General features: G+C 72.0%; 14 protein-coding genes. 12 read left to right on the top strand and 2 right to left on the bottom strand.

Going from position 1 to position 15,001, the window contains the following annotated elements:
* The first annotated feature begins 9 nt into the window (after positions 1-9).
* The 10 genes from AAD528_RS04035 (at position 10) to AAD528_RS03990 (ending at position 12,454) form a co-directional block, all read left to right on the top strand.
* The gene (locus AAD528_RS04035) at positions 10-1,122 is read left to right on the top strand and encodes a carbohydrate ABC transporter permease (protein WP_345750772.1); all 1,113 of its coding nucleotides are present in this window, start codon (positions 10-12) and stop codon (positions 1,120-1,122) included.
* A complete protein-coding gene (locus tag AAD528_RS04030; protein WP_345750771.1) occupies positions 1,119-1,976 on the top strand; it encodes a carbohydrate ABC transporter permease in 858 nt (285 codons plus the stop codon). Before AAD528_RS04035 ends, AAD528_RS04030 begins: the two co-directional genes overlap by 4 nt.
* Positions 1,973-3,877, top strand: a complete 1,905-nt coding sequence (locus tag AAD528_RS04025) for a glycogen debranching N-terminal domain-containing protein (RefSeq protein WP_345750770.1) — start codon at positions 1,973-1,975, stop codon at positions 3,875-3,877. The genes AAD528_RS04030 and AAD528_RS04025 overlap by 4 nt, the downstream gene beginning before the upstream one ends.
* A gap of 239 nt (positions 3,878-4,116) precedes the next feature.
* Positions 4,117-5,568, top strand: coding sequence for a 30S ribosomal protein S1 (gene rpsA, locus AAD528_RS04020; RefSeq protein ID WP_345750769.1), 1,452 nt, complete (start codon positions 4,117-4,119; stop codon positions 5,566-5,568).
* 162 nt (positions 5,569-5,730) lie between these two features.
* On the top strand, positions 5,731-6,693 hold the full coding sequence (locus AAD528_RS04015) for an ABC transporter ATP-binding protein (RefSeq protein ID WP_345750768.1): 963 nt from the start codon (positions 5,731-5,733) through the stop codon (positions 6,691-6,693).
* Positions 6,690-7,730: an aliphatic sulfonate ABC transporter substrate-binding protein gene (locus tag AAD528_RS04010; RefSeq protein ID WP_345750767.1), complete on the top strand. Its 1,041-nt coding sequence runs from the start codon at positions 6,690-6,692 to the stop codon at positions 7,728-7,730. The genes AAD528_RS04015 and AAD528_RS04010 overlap by 4 nt, the downstream gene beginning before the upstream one ends.
* Before the next feature lie 38 nt (positions 7,731-7,768).
* Positions 7,769-8,584 (top strand): ABC transporter permease, encoded by an 816-nt coding sequence (locus AAD528_RS04005; protein WP_375339591.1) that lies wholly within the window; start codon positions 7,769-7,771, stop codon positions 8,582-8,584.
* Positions 8,581-10,581 carry an acetate--CoA ligase gene (gene acs, locus AAD528_RS04000; RefSeq protein WP_345750765.1) on the top strand — a complete coding sequence of 667 codons (2,001 nt, stop codon included), beginning with the start codon at positions 8,581-8,583 and terminating at the stop codon, positions 10,579-10,581. The genes AAD528_RS04005 and acs overlap by 4 nt, the downstream gene beginning before the upstream one ends.
* The gene (locus AAD528_RS03995) at positions 10,578-11,915 is read left to right on the top strand and encodes an O-acetylhomoserine aminocarboxypropyltransferase/cysteine synthase family protein (RefSeq protein WP_345750764.1); all 1,338 of its coding nucleotides are present in this window, start codon (positions 10,578-10,580) and stop codon (positions 11,913-11,915) included. Before acs ends, AAD528_RS03995 begins: the two co-directional genes overlap by 4 nt.
* On the top strand, positions 11,912-12,454 hold the full coding sequence (locus AAD528_RS03990; RefSeq protein WP_345750763.1) for a CoA-binding protein: 543 nt from the start codon (positions 11,912-11,914) through the stop codon (positions 12,452-12,454). Before AAD528_RS03995 ends, AAD528_RS03990 begins: the two co-directional genes overlap by 4 nt.
* Positions 12,455-12,480: 26 nt before the next feature.
* On the opposite strand, the gene AAD528_RS03985 is transcribed toward AAD528_RS03990, so the two are convergent.
* On the bottom strand, positions 12,481-12,843 hold the full coding sequence (locus tag AAD528_RS03985; RefSeq protein WP_345750762.1) for a VOC family protein: 363 nt from the start codon (positions 12,841-12,843) through the stop codon (positions 12,481-12,483).
* A 102-nt stretch (positions 12,844-12,945) separates the two neighbouring features.
* Between AAD528_RS03985 and AAD528_RS03980 the strand changes: the two genes are divergently transcribed.
* The gene (locus tag AAD528_RS03980; RefSeq protein ID WP_345750761.1) at positions 12,946-13,614 is read left to right on the top strand and encodes an HAD-IA family hydrolase; all 669 of its coding nucleotides are present in this window, start codon (positions 12,946-12,948) and stop codon (positions 13,612-13,614) included.
* On the opposite strand, the gene AAD528_RS03975 is transcribed toward AAD528_RS03980, so the two are convergent.
* Positions 13,599-14,216, bottom strand: coding sequence for a hypothetical protein (locus tag AAD528_RS03975; RefSeq protein ID WP_345750760.1), 618 nt, complete (start codon positions 14,214-14,216; stop codon positions 13,599-13,601). The two genes, AAD528_RS03980 and AAD528_RS03975, sit on opposite strands and share 16 nt — an antisense overlap.
* Before the next feature lie 57 nt (positions 14,217-14,273).
* Between AAD528_RS03975 and coaE the strand changes: the two genes are divergently transcribed.
* A complete protein-coding gene (gene coaE / locus AAD528_RS03970) occupies positions 14,274-14,870 on the top strand; it encodes a dephospho-CoA kinase (protein WP_345750759.1) in 597 nt (198 codons plus the stop codon).
* Positions 14,871-15,001 lie beyond the last annotated feature (131 nt).

Below are 15,001 nucleotides of genomic sequence, written 5' to 3'. Positions count from 1 at the left end.
CCGGTCGTCATGACCGCTGCGACCGCGGATCGGGTCCGCCCTCGCCGCGCCCGCCCCTCGGGGATCCGGCGCGGCGAGGGCACGGCCGGATGGCTCTTCACCCTGCCGGTGGTGCTGATCCTGGGCGTGTTCCTGCTGGTGCCGGTGCTGATGGCCCTGTGGGTCAGCCTGAGCGATTGGACCGGCCGCGGCAGCCCGTTCTCGTCGTCCGTGTCCTTCGTCGGGCTCGACAACTACGCCGAGGTGACGGCGGGCGGCGGGCTGGCCGAGCGGGACTTCGGCACCGCGCTGCGCAACAACGCCTGGTACGTGCTGCTGGTCGTGCCGGTGCAGACCGCGCTCGCGCTGCTGCTCGCGGTGCTCGTGAACGGCGCCGCGCTGCGGGGCCGGGGACTGTTCCGCACCGCGTTCTACTTCCCGTCCGTGACGAGCTCCGTCGCGATCACCGTGCTGTGGCTGTTCCTGTTCTCGACGAACGGCGTGGTGAACCGCGTGCTGTCCTTCGTGGGCGTTACCGGGCCGAACTGGTTCAACGAGCCGCGCGGGATCGTGCACGGCGCGCTCGCCGGCATCGGGGTGACGCAGCCGCCGGCCGCGCTGACGTCGGGGGAGTTCCTCGGGCTGACATGGTGGGACTGGCTCGCGGGGCCCTCCGCCGCGATGAGCGCCTACATCCTGATGGCCGTGTTCACGACCTCCGGAACGTTCATGCTGCTGTTCCTCGCGGCGCTGCAGAACCTGGGCGGCGAGACGCAGGAGGCCGCGATGGTCGACGGAGCGAGCTCGTGGCAGCGGTTCTGGCGGGTCACGCTGCCGCAGCTGCGGCCCACGCTGTTCACGGTGCTCACGCTCGGACTGATCGGCTGCTGGCAGGTGTTCGACCAGATCTACACCGGCACGCAGGGCACGCCCGGCAAGACGACGCTGACGCCCGCGTACCTGAGCTACCAGTCGGCCTTCCTCTCGCAGGAGTGGGGACGCGGCGCGGCGATCGCGTTCATCCTGTTCGCGATCATCGTCGTCATGACGCTGTTGCAGCGGTGGGCGCTGCGCGAGCGTCCCGTGTCGCGGCGGCGGATGCGGATGTACGAGGCGGTCACGACGCGCGGAGCGGTGCGATGAGCGGAACGGTCCGGGCCGGAGCGCCGCGCGCGGTCATCGCGCGGCAGGCGCTGCTGCTGGTGCTGCTGATCGCGCTCGCCGCGGTGTACATCTACCCGTTCCTGGTGCAGGTGGCGACGTCGTTCAAGTCCGATGCGGAGGCGGCGTCCTCGCCGATCTCGCTGTTCCCCGCGACGTTCACCTGGGCGGCGTACGAGCGGCTGTTCCTGAACTCGGACTTCCCGGTGTGGTTCACCAACTCGGCGATCGTCACCGTGCTGGTCACGGCAGGACGGGTGTTCTTCAACTCCCTGGCGGGCTATGCGCTCGCCCGCCTGCGGTTCCGTGGGCGGGGGATCGTGTTCGCGGGCGTCGTCGCCGTCATGTCCGTCCCGATCGTGGTGCTGCTCATCCCGAGATTCCTCGTGATCAACCAGCTCGGCATGTACGACTCGTACACCGGCATGGTGCTGCCGCTGCTGGTGGACGCCGCGGGCGTGTTCATCATGAAGAACTTCTTCGAGTCGATCCCCGAGGCCGTCGAGGAGCAGGCGCGCATCGACGGCGCGGGGGTGTTCCGCACGTTCTGGTCGGTGGTGCTGCCGATGGCGCGACCCGCGCTCATCACGATCGTGATCCTGTCGTTTCAGGGATCATGGAACGAGCTCAACCACTTCGTCGTGTCGACGCAGTCGCCCGAGCTGACGACCCTGACCAAGGGCGTCGCGTCGCTCGCGAGCGGCCAGCTCAGCCAGGGCAGCCAGTATCCGCTGAAGCTCGCGGCCGCGGCCATCATGACGATCCCCGTCGCGGTGCTGTTCTTCGTGTTCCAGCGCCGCATCATGAACGCCAGCGAAGGAGCCGTGAAGGAATGACCTCGCACGTCGATCCGCCCCTGCAACCCCTGCTGCACGACCGGGAGATCGTGCTGCGCGCGCCGACCCAGGTGTGGTCGGGCGCCGGCGGGGACCTGGGCACGGCGGCGATCGACGGCGTGTTCCACGGGGACGTGCGGCACATCCGCTCGCTCGTCCTGACGTGCGATGAGTCGCCGATCGAGTGGATCGGATCGGCGCGCGACGGCGCCTCCCGCGTCACGTTCTCGGGACTTCTCCGCGGCATCGACGACGCGACGCCGGATCCGCGGGTCCGGCTCGTGCGCGAGCGTCGGGTGGACGCGGGGGTCCTTCGCGAGCGGCTCGTGCTGCGCAACGGGTGTGACGCACCGGTGGCGGCGACGCTGCGCGTCCGGATCCGGCCCGAGTTCGCCTCGCTGCACGCGGTGAAGGCCGGGGACGCGCGAGGGGCGCCGTTCGAGGTGCGCGCGGCGGAGGGGTCGGCGGTCGTGACGGCCGGGGCGCAGCGCTTCGAGGTCACGGCGGCCGGTGGCGTTGTCCACCCGAGGGAGGATCTGGTCGAGCTGGAGTGGCGGATGCGCGTCGACGCGCGCGGGGAGGCCGCGGCGACCTGGTCGGCGGCACTGGCGGACGACACTCTCGTGGTCCGGGCCCCGGAGCGCCCGGCGCCGTGGGACGCGGCCGCGCTCGCCGCGTCCGCGCCGCGGTCGGAGCCGCGCCTGGCGCGCTGGCTCGAGACGGCGCTGGGCGACCTGGACGCCCTGCGGCTCGCGCTGCCCGATCACCCGGCCGACGACTTCTACGCCGCCGGCGCGCCGTGGTTCTTCACGCTGTTCGGACGCGACTCGATCTGGGCCGCGCGGCTGCTGCTGCCCGTGGACGTCGGCGTCGCGGCCTCGACCCTGCGCGTGCTCGCGCGGCTGCAGGGGGCGGCGGACGATCCGGAATCCGCCCAGGAGCCCGGCAAGATCCTGCACGAGCTGCGCGCGACGGTTCTCGAGATCCCCGGCGAGCAGGTGGTCCTGCCGCCGCGGTACTACGGCAGCGTGGATGCGACGCCGCTGTGGATCTGCCTCCTCGCCGACGCCTGGCGCGCGGGCATGCCCCAGGACGAGGTGCGCGTGCTGCTGCCGGCCCTGCGCGCGGCGCTCGGCTGGCTCACTGAGCACGGCGACAGCGACGGCGACGGCTTCATCGACTACCTCGACCGCTCCGGCCGGGGACTGGCGAACCAGGGGTGGAAGGACTCGGGCGACTCGATCCAGTGGCGCGACGGCGGACTGGGCGAAGGGCCCATCGCGCTGTGCGAGGTGCAGGGGTACGCGTACGAGGCCGCGCTCGCCGGCGCGGACCTGCTCGAGGCGTTCGGGGAGTCCGCGGGTGAGCTGCGGTCGTGGGCGGCGACGCTGCGCCACCGGTTCGCGGAGGCGTACTGGGTCGAGACGCCCGAGGGGCGGTACCCGGCGGTCGCACTCGACCGCGACAAGCGCCCCGTCGACACGCTGACGAGCAACATCGGGCACCTGCTCGGCACGGGCATCCTGGATCCGGAGGACGAGCGGCACGTCGCGTCGCTGCTGCTGGCGGACTCCATGTCCTCCGGGTTCGGCATCCGCACGATGTCCACCGCGGCCGGCGGCTACTGGCCGCTGTCGTACCACGGCGGCAGCGTCTGGACGCACGACACCGCCATCTCCGTGCACGGCATGCTGCGTGCCGGGCTGCGCGACGAGGCGCGCGTCGCGGCCGAGGGGATGCTCGCCGCCGCGGAGGCCTTCGGCTACCGCGTGCCCGAGCTGCACAGCGGCGACGCGGCCGCGGACACCCCGGTGCCAGCGCCCTATCCCGCCGCGTGCCGCCCGCAGGCCTGGTCGGCCGCCGCGGCCGTGGTGGCGCGGAGTGCTCTGGCGCGGGAGTAGGCCCCCGCGAGGCGCTGCTCGAGGCGCTGCTGGCCTCCTCCCGGCCGAGGGCCCGATTCTGATACCCTGGAGTGTCACGCGTGTGCGCGTCGCCTGGGCTCTCCCGGGTCGGACCCACGCGAGATGCAAGAACACAATCCAACTGCTGCGGTTCGAACCGTGGTCTCGCGCGTCCGGATCACCGGGGCGAGGGGCCGGGCCGCGGCCCGAGTAAACATCCAACAAGGACAACCCACTAAATGACTAACGCAACGACCGCCCCGGCCACCAAGCAGGTCGCGATCAACGACATCGGCTCTGCTGAGGACTTCCTGGCCGCGGTCGAGAAGACCCTCAAGTCCTTCAACGACGGCGACATCATCGAGGGCACGATCGTCAAGATCGACCGCGACGAGGTCCTGCTGGACGTGAGCTTCAAGACCGAAGGCGTCATCCCCTCGCGTGAGCTCTCCATCAAGCACGACGTCGACCCCAACGAGGTCGTCAGCGTCGGCGACGTCGTCGAGGCCTTGGTTCTCCAGAAGGAGGACAAGGAAGGCCGTCTGATCCTGTCGAAGAAGCGCGCGCAGTACGAGCGCGCCTGGGGCGACGTGGAGAAGATCAAGGAGAACGACGGCGTCGTCACCGGCACCGTCATCGAGGTCGTCAAGGGCGGTCTCATCGTCGACATCGGCCTCCGCGGCTTCCTGCCGGCCTCGCTCATCGAGCTGCGCCGCGTCCGCGACCTCACGCCGTACCTCGGCCAGGAGATCGAGGCGAAGATCCTCGAGCTCGACAAGAACCGCAACAACGTCGTGCTGTCGCGCCGCGCCCTCCTCGAGGAGACGCAGTCGGCCACGCGCACGCAGTTCCTGAACAACCTGCACAAGGGTCAGGTCCGCAAGGGCGTCGTCTCGTCGATCGTCAACTTCGGTGCGTTCGTCGACCTGGGCGGCGTGGACGGCCTCGTGCACGTCTCCGAGCTGTCCTGGAAGCACATCGAGCACGCCTCCGAGGTCGTCGAGGTGGGCCAGGAGGTCACCGTCGAGATCCTCGAGGTCGACCTCGACCGCGAGCGCGTCTCGCTGTCGCTCAAGGCGACGCAGGAGGACCCCTGGCAGGTCTTCGCCCGCACCCACGCGATCGGTCAGATCACGCCGGGCAAGGTCACCAAGCTCGTTCCGTTCGGTGCGTTCGTGCGCGTCGCGGACGGCATCGAGGGCCTCGTGCACATCTCGGAGCTGTCGGCGAAGCACGTCGAGCTGGCCGAGCAGGTCGTCTCGGTGGGCGAAGAGGTCTTCGTCCGCGTCATCGACATCGACCTGGACCGTCGCCGCATCTCGCTCTCGCTCAAGCAGGCGAACGAGATGGTCGACCCCAACGGCACCGAGTTCGACCCGGCGCTGTACGGCATGGTCACGGAGTACGACGAGAACGGCGAGTACAAGTACCCCGAGGGCTTCGACCCGGAGACCAACCAGTGGCTCGAGGGCTTCGACGAGGCCCGCGAGAAGTGGGAGCAGGAGTACGCCGCCGCTCAGGCCCGCTGGGAGCAGCACAAGACGCAGGTCGCCAAGGCCGCCGAGGCCGAGGCCGAGGCGGGCGACGCCTTCGCCGCCGGCCAGTCGTTCAGCTCGGAGACCGCCGGCGCCGGCACTCTGGCCGACGACGAGGCCCTCGCCGCGCTGCGCGAGAAGCTGGCCGGTCGCTGATCTTCAGCTGACTGACTGAGACGGGGTCGGATCCTTCGGGATCCGGCCCCGTCTTCGTCTGTGCGTCGCACGTCTACCGCGGATCTGCGCGATTCGGAGATGTGTGTCGCAATGTTGCACAGCGATTCGGCCGGATCCCGGCCTGACGGAAGCATGGTGCGCATGTCCCCCCTCGCCTCCGCCGCGTGCGCCGGCGCCGTCACGCTGACGGGCGTCGGACGCACGTTCCCGGCGCCCGCGGGGCCGCGCGAGGTGCTGCGCGGCATCCAGCTCGACGTCGGGCCGGGGGAGATCCTGTCGGTCATCGGACCGTCGGGCTGCGGGAAGTCGACGCTGCTGCGCCTCGTCGCCGGCCTCGACGCGCCGACCGACGGGTCGATCGCGGTCGACGGCACGTCCCTCGCCGACACCGACGAGCGCACGGCCGTCGCGTTCCAGGAGCCGCGCCTGCTGCCGTGGCGCACGCTCGCGCAGAACGTCGAGCTCGGCCTGCCGCGCGGCGAGTTGCGCGGCCGCGCGGGCCGCCGCGCCGGACGCGAGCGCGTGCGCGAGCTGCTCCACCTCGTGGGGCTCGAGCACGCCGCCGACCAGCGTCCGCGCGAGGTGTCGGGCGGCATGGCGCAGCGCGCCTCGCTCGCCCGCGCCCTCGCCCGCAACCCCGACGTGCTGCTCCTCGACGAGCCGTTCGGCGCCCTCGACGCCCTCACGCGCCTGCGGATGCAGGACCTGCTGCTGGACATCCACGCCGCCCAGCCGACGACGATCCTGCTCGTGACGCACGACGTCGAGGAGGCGCTGTACCTCGGCGACCGCGTGCTGCTGCTCCGCTCGCTGCAGGCGGCCGCGACCGACGCCCCCGCGGAGATCCGCGCGCGCGTGCTCGCGCTCGGCTCGGGCGCCGGCATCGGCGCGTCCGGCGCCGCGCTGCCCGCGAACGTCGAGCGGCACATCGCCCCGCCCGCCGCGGCGCCCGCGGACGGATCCGTCGCCCGCGTCGTGACCGTGCCGGGATCCCGACCTCGCGACCGCGCCGACCGCGCGCTCGCGGACCTGCGCGCCACCCTGCTCGAGGGACTCGGCGTGTCCACCCATCACCACCCGCTCTCATCCAAGGAGACCCGATGAGCACCGTCATCCGCCGCACCGTTCCCGCGATCCTGCTCACGGGCGCCATGGCGATGCTCGCCACCGGCTGCGTCGCCGGCGAGAACGCCCCCGCCCCGGCCGCCGAGGAGGGCGATGCCGCGGCCGCCGAGTGGTCGACCGACTCGCTCGCCCTCGACTGGGCCACCTACAACCCGCTGAGCCTCGTCGTGAAGGACCAGGGACTGATCGAGGAGGCGCTCGGCGACGACGTCGACGTCGAGTGGATCCAGTCCGCCGGCTCCAACAAGGCCAACGAGGCGCTCCGCTCCGGCTCCATCGACGTCGGCTCGACCGCCGGCTCGGCCGCGCTGCTGGCACGCGCCAACGGATCGCCCATTAAGGTGATCGACATCTACTCGCAGCCCGAGTGGGCCGCCATCGTGGTCGGCGCGGACAGCGACATCACGTCGGTCGAGCAGCTCAAGGGCACGTCGGTCGCGGCCACCAAGGGCACCGACCCGTACTTCTTCCTGCTGCAGGCGCTCGACGAGGCAGGGCTCGCGCTCGGCGACATCGAGGTGCAGAACCTGCAGCACGCGGACGGCCGCGCCGCGCTCGAGGGCGGCTCCGTCGACGCGTGGTCGGGCCTGGACCCGATCATGGCGGCCGCCGAGGTCGAATCCGGCGCGAAGCTCATCTACCGCAACGTCGACTTCAACACCTATGGCTTCCTGAACGCCACGGAGGACTTCATCGACAGCCACGCCGACGTGGCGCAGGTCGTCGTCGACGCGTACGAGGAGGCCCGCGCCTGGGCGCTGGAGCACCCCGAGGAGACCGCCGCGCTGCTCGCCGAGGCCGCCGCGATCGACCCGGCCGTCGCCACGACCGTGATCGAGGAGCGCTCGAACCTCGACGTCTCGGGCGTCCCCGGAGCGGATCAGATCGCGGTGCTCGAGAAGATCGCCCCCGTGATCGTCGACTCCGGCGACGTGCAGGGCGGCGAGCAGGCCGTGCAGGACGCGCTCGACACGATCGTCGACGACACCTTCGCGAAGCAGGCCACGGGCAAGTGACCGACGGTCACGACGCGAACGTCGCGGTGGGGGGCCACGTGCCGTCCGCCGCGACGTTCGGCGGTTCGCTCACGCGCCCCCGCGCCGGCCGGTCGTTCTGGAGCCGCCGCTCGACGGTGATCGTCGGCGGACTGCTCGTGCCGATCGTCGTGGTCGTCGTCTGGCACGTCGCCACGACCACGGGCCTCGTCCCGGCCTATCGGCTTCCCGCGCCACTGTCGGTGGTGCAGGCGGCCGGGCAGCTGCTGGAGGACGGCAGCCTCGGCCTGCACATCGCGATCTCGACGCAGCGCGTCGTGATCGGCTTCCTCGCCGGGGCCGCGATCGGCCTGGCCCTCGCGGCCGTCGTCGGCCTGTCGCGGCTCGGCGACATCCTGCTCAGCCCGACGCTCGTCGCGCTGCGCGCCGTGCCGTCGCTCGCGTGGGTGCCGCTGCTGATCCTCTGGCTGCAGATCGGCGAGGAGTCGAAGATCACGCTCATCGCGATCGGCGCCTTCTTCCCGGTCTACACGACCGTCGCCGCCGCGCTGCGGCGCGTGGACCCGCACCTCGTCGAGGCCGGACGGTCGTTCGGGCTGCGCGGCTGGTCGCTGCTGCGCACGATCCAGCTGCCCGCCGTCGTGCCGTCGCTCGTGTCGGGCCTGCGCCTGGCGATGGCGCAGGCGTGGCTGTTCCTCGTCGCGGCGGAGCTGATCGCGTCCTCGATGGGCCTCGGCTGGCTGCTCACCGACTCCCAGCAGACCGGGCGGGTCGACCGCATCCTGCTCGCGATCGTCCTGCTCGCGCTGCTCGGCACCCTGACCAACGCGCTGCTCGTGCTGTTCGAGCGCGCCGTGCTGCGGAGGTGGCTGTGATCGTCGACGAGGCCCGCCTGACCGAGAGGCGCGCGTATCCCGCACCGGCCGCGTTCGCCGCGCAGGCCAACGTGGGCGCCGACGCGTACGACCGCGCCGCGGTCGATCCGGTCGGCTTCTGGGAGGACGCCGCCCGCCGGCTCGACTGGGCCGAGCCCTGGCACACGGCGCACGAGTGGGAGCCGCCGGTCCGCGACGCCGACGGCGAGCTCGGCGTGCCCGCCGCGCGCTGGTTCGTCGGCGGGCGCCTGAACGTCGCGTACAACTGCGTCGACCGCCACGTCGAGGCCGGTCGCGGCGACAAGATCGCGCTGCACTTCGAGGGCGAGCCGGGGGATCGGATCGCCGTGACGTACGCGGATCTGCAGCGTCGCGTCTCGCAGGCGGCCAACGGGCTGCGCGCGCTCGGCATCGAGCCCGGCGACCGCGTGGTCGTGTACCTGCCCGTGCTGATCGAGACCGTGGTGATCGCGCTGGCGTGCGCCCGGATCGGCGCCGTGCACTCGCTCGTGTTCGGCGGCTTCTCCGCCGAGGCCGTCCGGTTCCGGATCGAGGACACGGGCGCGAAGCTGCTCGTCACGAGCGACGGCCAGTGGCGCCGCGGCCGGGCCGTCGAGGTCAAGTCGGCCGCCGACCGGGCCGCCGAGGGCGTGGAGCACCTCGAGCGCGTGCTGGTCGTGCGCCGCACCGGCCAGGACGTGCCGTGGACGGAGGGCCGCGACGTCTGGTGGCACGACGTCGTCGACACCGCGCCCGAGGTGCACGAGCCCGAGGCGTTCGACGCCGAGCACCCGCTGTTCATCATCTACACGTCCGGCACGACCGGGAAGCCCAAGGGCCTCGTGCACACGTCCGGCGGCTACCTGACGCACGCGAGCTGGGCCCACTGGGCACACTTCGACGCCAAGCCGGACGACGTGCACTGGTGCACCGCGGATCTCGCGTGGGTCACGGCGCACACGTACGAGCTGTACGGCCCCCTGTCCAACGGCCTGACCCAGGTGATCTACGAGGGCACGCCCGACACCCCGCACCGCGAGCGGCACCTGGAGATCATCCAGCGCTACGGCGTCACGGTCTACTACACGGCGCCCACGCTCATCCGGACGTTCATGACGTGGTGGGGCGAGGGGATCCCGGAGGGACACGACCTCTCGACGCTGCGCCTGCTTGGCACGGTGGGTGAGGCCATCAACCCGGAGGCGTGGGTGTGGTTCCGCCGCAACCACGGCCGCGATGAGCTTCCCGTGGTCGACACGTGGTGGCAGTCCGAGACCGGCGCGGCGATGATCGCGCCGCTGCCGGGCGTCACGACCCTCAAGCCCGGATCCGCGACCGTGCCGCTTCCCGGCATCGACGCGGCGGTGGTCGACGAGCGCGGCGAGCCGGTCGCGCCGGGACGATCCGGCACGCTGGTCGTGCGCCGCCCGTGGCCCGGGATGGCCCGCACGGTGTGGCGGAACCCCGAGCGCTACCGCGACTCGTACTGGGCGCCGTTCGCGGGGCACGGCGAGCACGGCGGCTACTACGTCGCGGGCGACGGCGCGACCGTGGACGAGGACGGCTACATCTGGATCCTCGGCCGCCTCGACGACGTCGTGAACGTGTCCGGCCACCGCCTGTCGACCATAGAGATCGAGTCGTCCCTCGTCGCGCACCCCGCGGTGGGCGAGGCCGGTGTGGCGGGCGTCGCGGATCCGGTCACCGGCCAGGCCGTCGCGGCGTTCGTCGCCGCGCGCGAGGGCGTCGACGCCGACGAGCTGCGCGCCCAGGTCGCGCGCGACATCGGCCCCGTCGCCAAGCCCCGCCACGTCGTGTTCGTGCCCGAGCTGCCCAAGACGCGCTCCGGCAAGATCCTGCGCCGGCTGCTCGCGCAGCTGTGGCAGGGTGACTCGCTGGGCGACACCACCTCGCTGCAGAACCCCTGGGCCGTCGACGGCGTGCGCGCCGCGGTGGAGTCCGCCCGAGACACCGCCCGAGAGAAGGAGAAGTCATGACCGAGGAGCACCGCTTCGGGTTCCGCACCCGCGCCCTGCACGCCGGCAACACGCCCGACGCCGCGACGGGCGCCCGCGCCGTGCCGATCTACCAGACGACGTCCTTCGTCTTCGACGACGCGAAGGACGCCGCGAACCTGTTCGCGCTGCAGAAGTACGGCAACATCTACTCGCGCATCGGAAACCCGACCGTCGCGGCGCTCGAGGAGCGCCTCGCGTCGCTCGAGGGCGGGATCGGCGCGGTCGCGACCGCGAGCGGCATGAGCGCGGAGTTCATCACGTTCGCCGCGCTCGTGGGCGCGGGCGACCACGTCGTCGCCTCCGCGCAGCTGTACGGCGGCACCGTGACGCAGCTCGACGTGACGCTGCGGCGCTTCGGCGTCGACACCACGTTCGTCGCCTCGAGCGATCCCGCGGACTTCGCGGCGGCGATCCGGCCGAACACGAAGGTCGTCTACACCGAGGCGATCGGCAACCCCGGCGGCGAGATCGCCGACATCGCGGGCCTCGCCGACGTGGCGCACGCCGCGGGCGTGCCGCTCGTGGTCGACGCCACCCTGTCGACGCCGTACCTGTCGCGACCGCTCGAGCACGGCGCGGACATCGTGATCCACTCGGTCACGAAGTTCCTCGGCGGGCACGGCACGACGCTCGGCGGCGTCGTGATCGAGGCAGGCCGCTTCGACTGGGGCAACGGGAGGTTCCCGACCATGACCGAGCCGGTGCCGTCGTACGGCGGCATCCGCTGGTGGGACAACTTCGGCGAGTACGGCTTCCTCACCAAGCTCCGCAGCGAGCAGCTGCGTGACATCGGCCCCGCGCTCAGCCCGCAGGCCGCGTTCAACCTGCTGCAGGGCATCGAGACGCTGCCGCAGCGCATCGACGCGCACGTCGCGAACGCCCGGACCGTCGCGGAGTGGCTGTCGACGGATCCGCGCGTGTCGTTCGTGACGTGGGCCGGCCTCGAGGGACATCCGCACAAGCCGCGCGCCGAGAAGTACTTCCCGCTCGGCCCCGGGTCGGTCTTCGCGTTCGGCGTGAAGCCGTCCGGCGACTTCGCGGACGACGACGCCCGGGCGGACGCCGCCCGTGCCGCGGGGGAGACGTTCATCGACTCCGTGCGCCTGGCCTCGCACCTCGCCAACATCGGCGACGCGCGTACGCTGGTCATCCATCCGGCGTCCACCACGCACCAGCAGCTCACCCCCGAGCAGCTGGTGTCCGCGGGCGTGCCGGCCGACCTCATCCGGGTCTCGGTCGGCCTCGAGGACGTCGAGGACATCATCTGGGACCTGGATCAGGCCCTCACGCAGGCGACGGGAGCGAACCGATGAGCGGTGCAGGACTGGTGGCGTGCGAGCTGCCCTGGGCGAAGGAGCCCGTCGCGGGGCGCACCTGGACCGGCCCGGGAGCGCAGGACCGGTACGACATCCTGCGTCGCACGAAGTCGATCGCGGTGGTGGGTGCCTCCGACAACCCGGCCCGCGCCAGCTTCTTCGTGAGCACGTACCTGCTGTCGAGCTCGCCGTACGACGTCTACTTCGTGAACCCGCGCGCGACGACGATCCTGGGGCGCCCCGCGTACGCGTCGCTCGCCGACCTGCCCGTCGTGCCCGACCTCGTCGACGTGTTCCGCCGGGACGAGGACCTGCCGGGCGTCGCGCAGGAGGCGATCGACGTGGGGGCGAAGACGCTGTGGCTGCAGCTCGGCTCGTGGAACGAGGAGGCCGCGGCCCTGGCCGAGGGCGCCGGTCTCACGGTCGTGATGGACCGATGCGTCAAGATCGAGCACGCGCGCTTCCACGGCGGCCTGCACCTGGCCGGCTTCGACACCGGCGTGATCAGCTCCAAGCGACAGCTGATCGCGCGCTGAGCTCCGGTCGCCGAGCGAACGGCCGCTCAGCCGTCGTAGCTGCCCTCGAACAGGCCGATCTCGTTCCCGTCGGGGTCGCGGAACAGGGCCCACCAGCTCGTGTCGTTGATCGCCTCGCGCTCCTTGACGACCGTGCCGCCGCCGGCGACGGCCTTCGCGAGCGTCTCCTCGATCGAGTCGACCTCCACGATCGACCGCGGCTGGGTGAAGCCCTCCTCGCGCGGCGTGAGCGCGCCGCCCGAGACGCTGTTGGGCGCCTGCCACATCGGGTACTCCTCGAAGCCGGGCGGGGCCGTGATGTTCCAGCCGAACAGGTCGGCGTAGTAGTCCTTGGCGCGCTCCAGGTCGCTGACCGGGATCTCCAGGTGGGTGACGTCGCCGTGTGCCATGACTGGCCTCCTCGTGGGTCGGGTGCGGACGCGCTCACCGTATTCCCGGCCGCCGACACCGGCAAGAGCCGGGACGGCGGGAACGCCCGGTAGCGTGCTGGGGTGACGATCACTCTCGAGGCCCGGGCCGTGCTGCTGGACATGGACGGGACGCTCGTGGACTCGACCGCCGTCGTCGAGCGGCTGTGGCTCGAGTGGAGCGAGCGGCAGGGACTGGATCCGGATGCCGTGCTCGCGCTCATCCACGGACGGCAGGCGCGCGAGAGCATGGCCGTGCTCCTGCCGCACCGCGCGATGGAGCTGAATGTGGCCGAGAGTCGCGAGATGCTGGCGCGCGAGACCGTCGAGACCGACGGCGTGGTCGAGATCCCCGGCGCGGCGGCGCTGCTCGCGGCGCTGGAGGGCGCGCCGCACGCGCTCGTCACATCGGCCGACCTCGGCCTGGCCCGGGCGCGCCTGGCCGCCGCGGCGCTGCGCGTGCCGGAGGTCGCCGTGACCGCGGACGACGTCGCGGCGAGCAAGCCCGACCCCGAGGGCTTCCTGCGCGCGGCGGAGATCCTGGGCGTCGATCCCGCCGACTGCGTGGTGTTCGAGGACTCGCACGCGGGCATCGAGGCCGGCCGCGCGGCGGGCATGCGCGTGATCGGAGTGGGCGACACCGCGTCCGCGCACGGCCCGACATGCGCCGTGCGCGATCTGCGTCAGGTGTCCGTCGCCCGGGACGGCGGCCGGATCATCCTGACGATCGAGACCGGTCAGCGCCCCGGATAGGCCGACCCGTCGCCGCTGGATGCGAGTGCCTCCGCGACGATGTCGATGTGCTCGCGCGCCATGTCCTCCGGCATCGCGGGGAGCACCTGCTCCCAGTAGGGCAGGATCGCGCCGCGCCCCTGCATCATGCCCTCGGGGCGGGCGTAGGCCCAGAGGTGCAGGTGCGCGGACCCGTCGTTCCAGCGCATGAAGTGGCAGCGCGCGACGCCCGGGATCCGCTTGACCGCGTTCGAGAGCCGCTGCAGGACGGGCCCCAGCTCCGCCAGCACCTCCAGCGGCGCGCTCTCCAGCAGCACGTGCTCGCGAGGGGAGATCGACGCGATGAAGGGCAGGCCGGGGATCGCGAATCCCGAGCCCACCTGCCACGTGTTGTTCGCCCAGATCGTGTGCTCGGACGGCTTGCAGTGGCCGCACTCCGACGGATCCCCTTCGCCGTGGCGGGGCCTCTCGGGCGCGAGCATCTCGTCCAGCGGCAGCAGGCGCAGCGACTCGATGCTCGGCACGGGGCCCCCGACGACGCCGCTCGCGTCGAGCGTCCGGCCGATCGGCGCCCAGCGGTGCCAGGGGGAGTCTGCGGGGCGCTGCGGCTGATCGTCGGTCACCCCGTCATCGAAGCACACCGGCCGAGGAGCGCCGTGCGCGAATGGAAGACTGGGCGCATGCCTCTCATCGCGCTGACCGGCGGCATCGCCTCGGGGAAGTCCACCATCGCGAGGCGGCTCGCGGAGCGGGGCGCCGTCGTGATCGACGCCGATGCGCTGGTGCGCGAGCTGCAGCGGCCGGGGCAGCCGGTGCTCGCGGCGATCGCGGCCGAGTTCGGCGAGGGCGTGCTGACGCCGGACGGCGCACTGGATCGCCCCGCTCTCGGAGCGCTCGTGTTCGGGCATCCGGATCGGCTCGCCCGCCTGAACGGCGTCGTCCACCCGGCCGTCAAGGCCGAGTCGACGCGCCGTTTCCAGGCCGCGTTCGCCACCGACCCGCGCGCGGTGGTGGTCTACGACGTGCCGCTGCTCGCCGAGGCCCGGGGGGCGGGGGAGTGGGACCGGATCGTGGTCGCACACGCGCCGGTCGAGGTGCGCGTCGCGCGCATGGTGGAGCACCGCGGGATGTCCGAGGACGAGGCCCGCGCGCGCGTCGGCCACCAGGCCTCCGACGAGGAGCGGCTGAAGCTCGCCGACGTCGTGATCGACACGTCCGGCACGTTGGACGAGACCCTCGCCCAGGCCGACGCCCTCTGGGAGTCGCTGGCCGCCTGACCTTCTCCCGCGCGAAAACACGTGTTGTCAGCGGCGACATGCCCTTTCTGCGCGTGTGATGTCTCAGGACATCGGTGACGGAACTGCATCAGGACATCGGTGACGGTTCCTGCATCAGGACATCGGTGACA

This window comes from Microbacterium rhizophilum, assembly GCF_039605615.1.
In the GTDB taxonomy this organism is placed as follows: domain Bacteria; phylum Actinomycetota; class Actinomycetes; order Actinomycetales; family Microbacteriaceae; genus Microbacterium; species Microbacterium rhizophilus.
The sequence above is the reverse complement of the archived record's forward strand: the minus strand, read 5'-3'. Positions and strand labels throughout refer to the sequence as shown.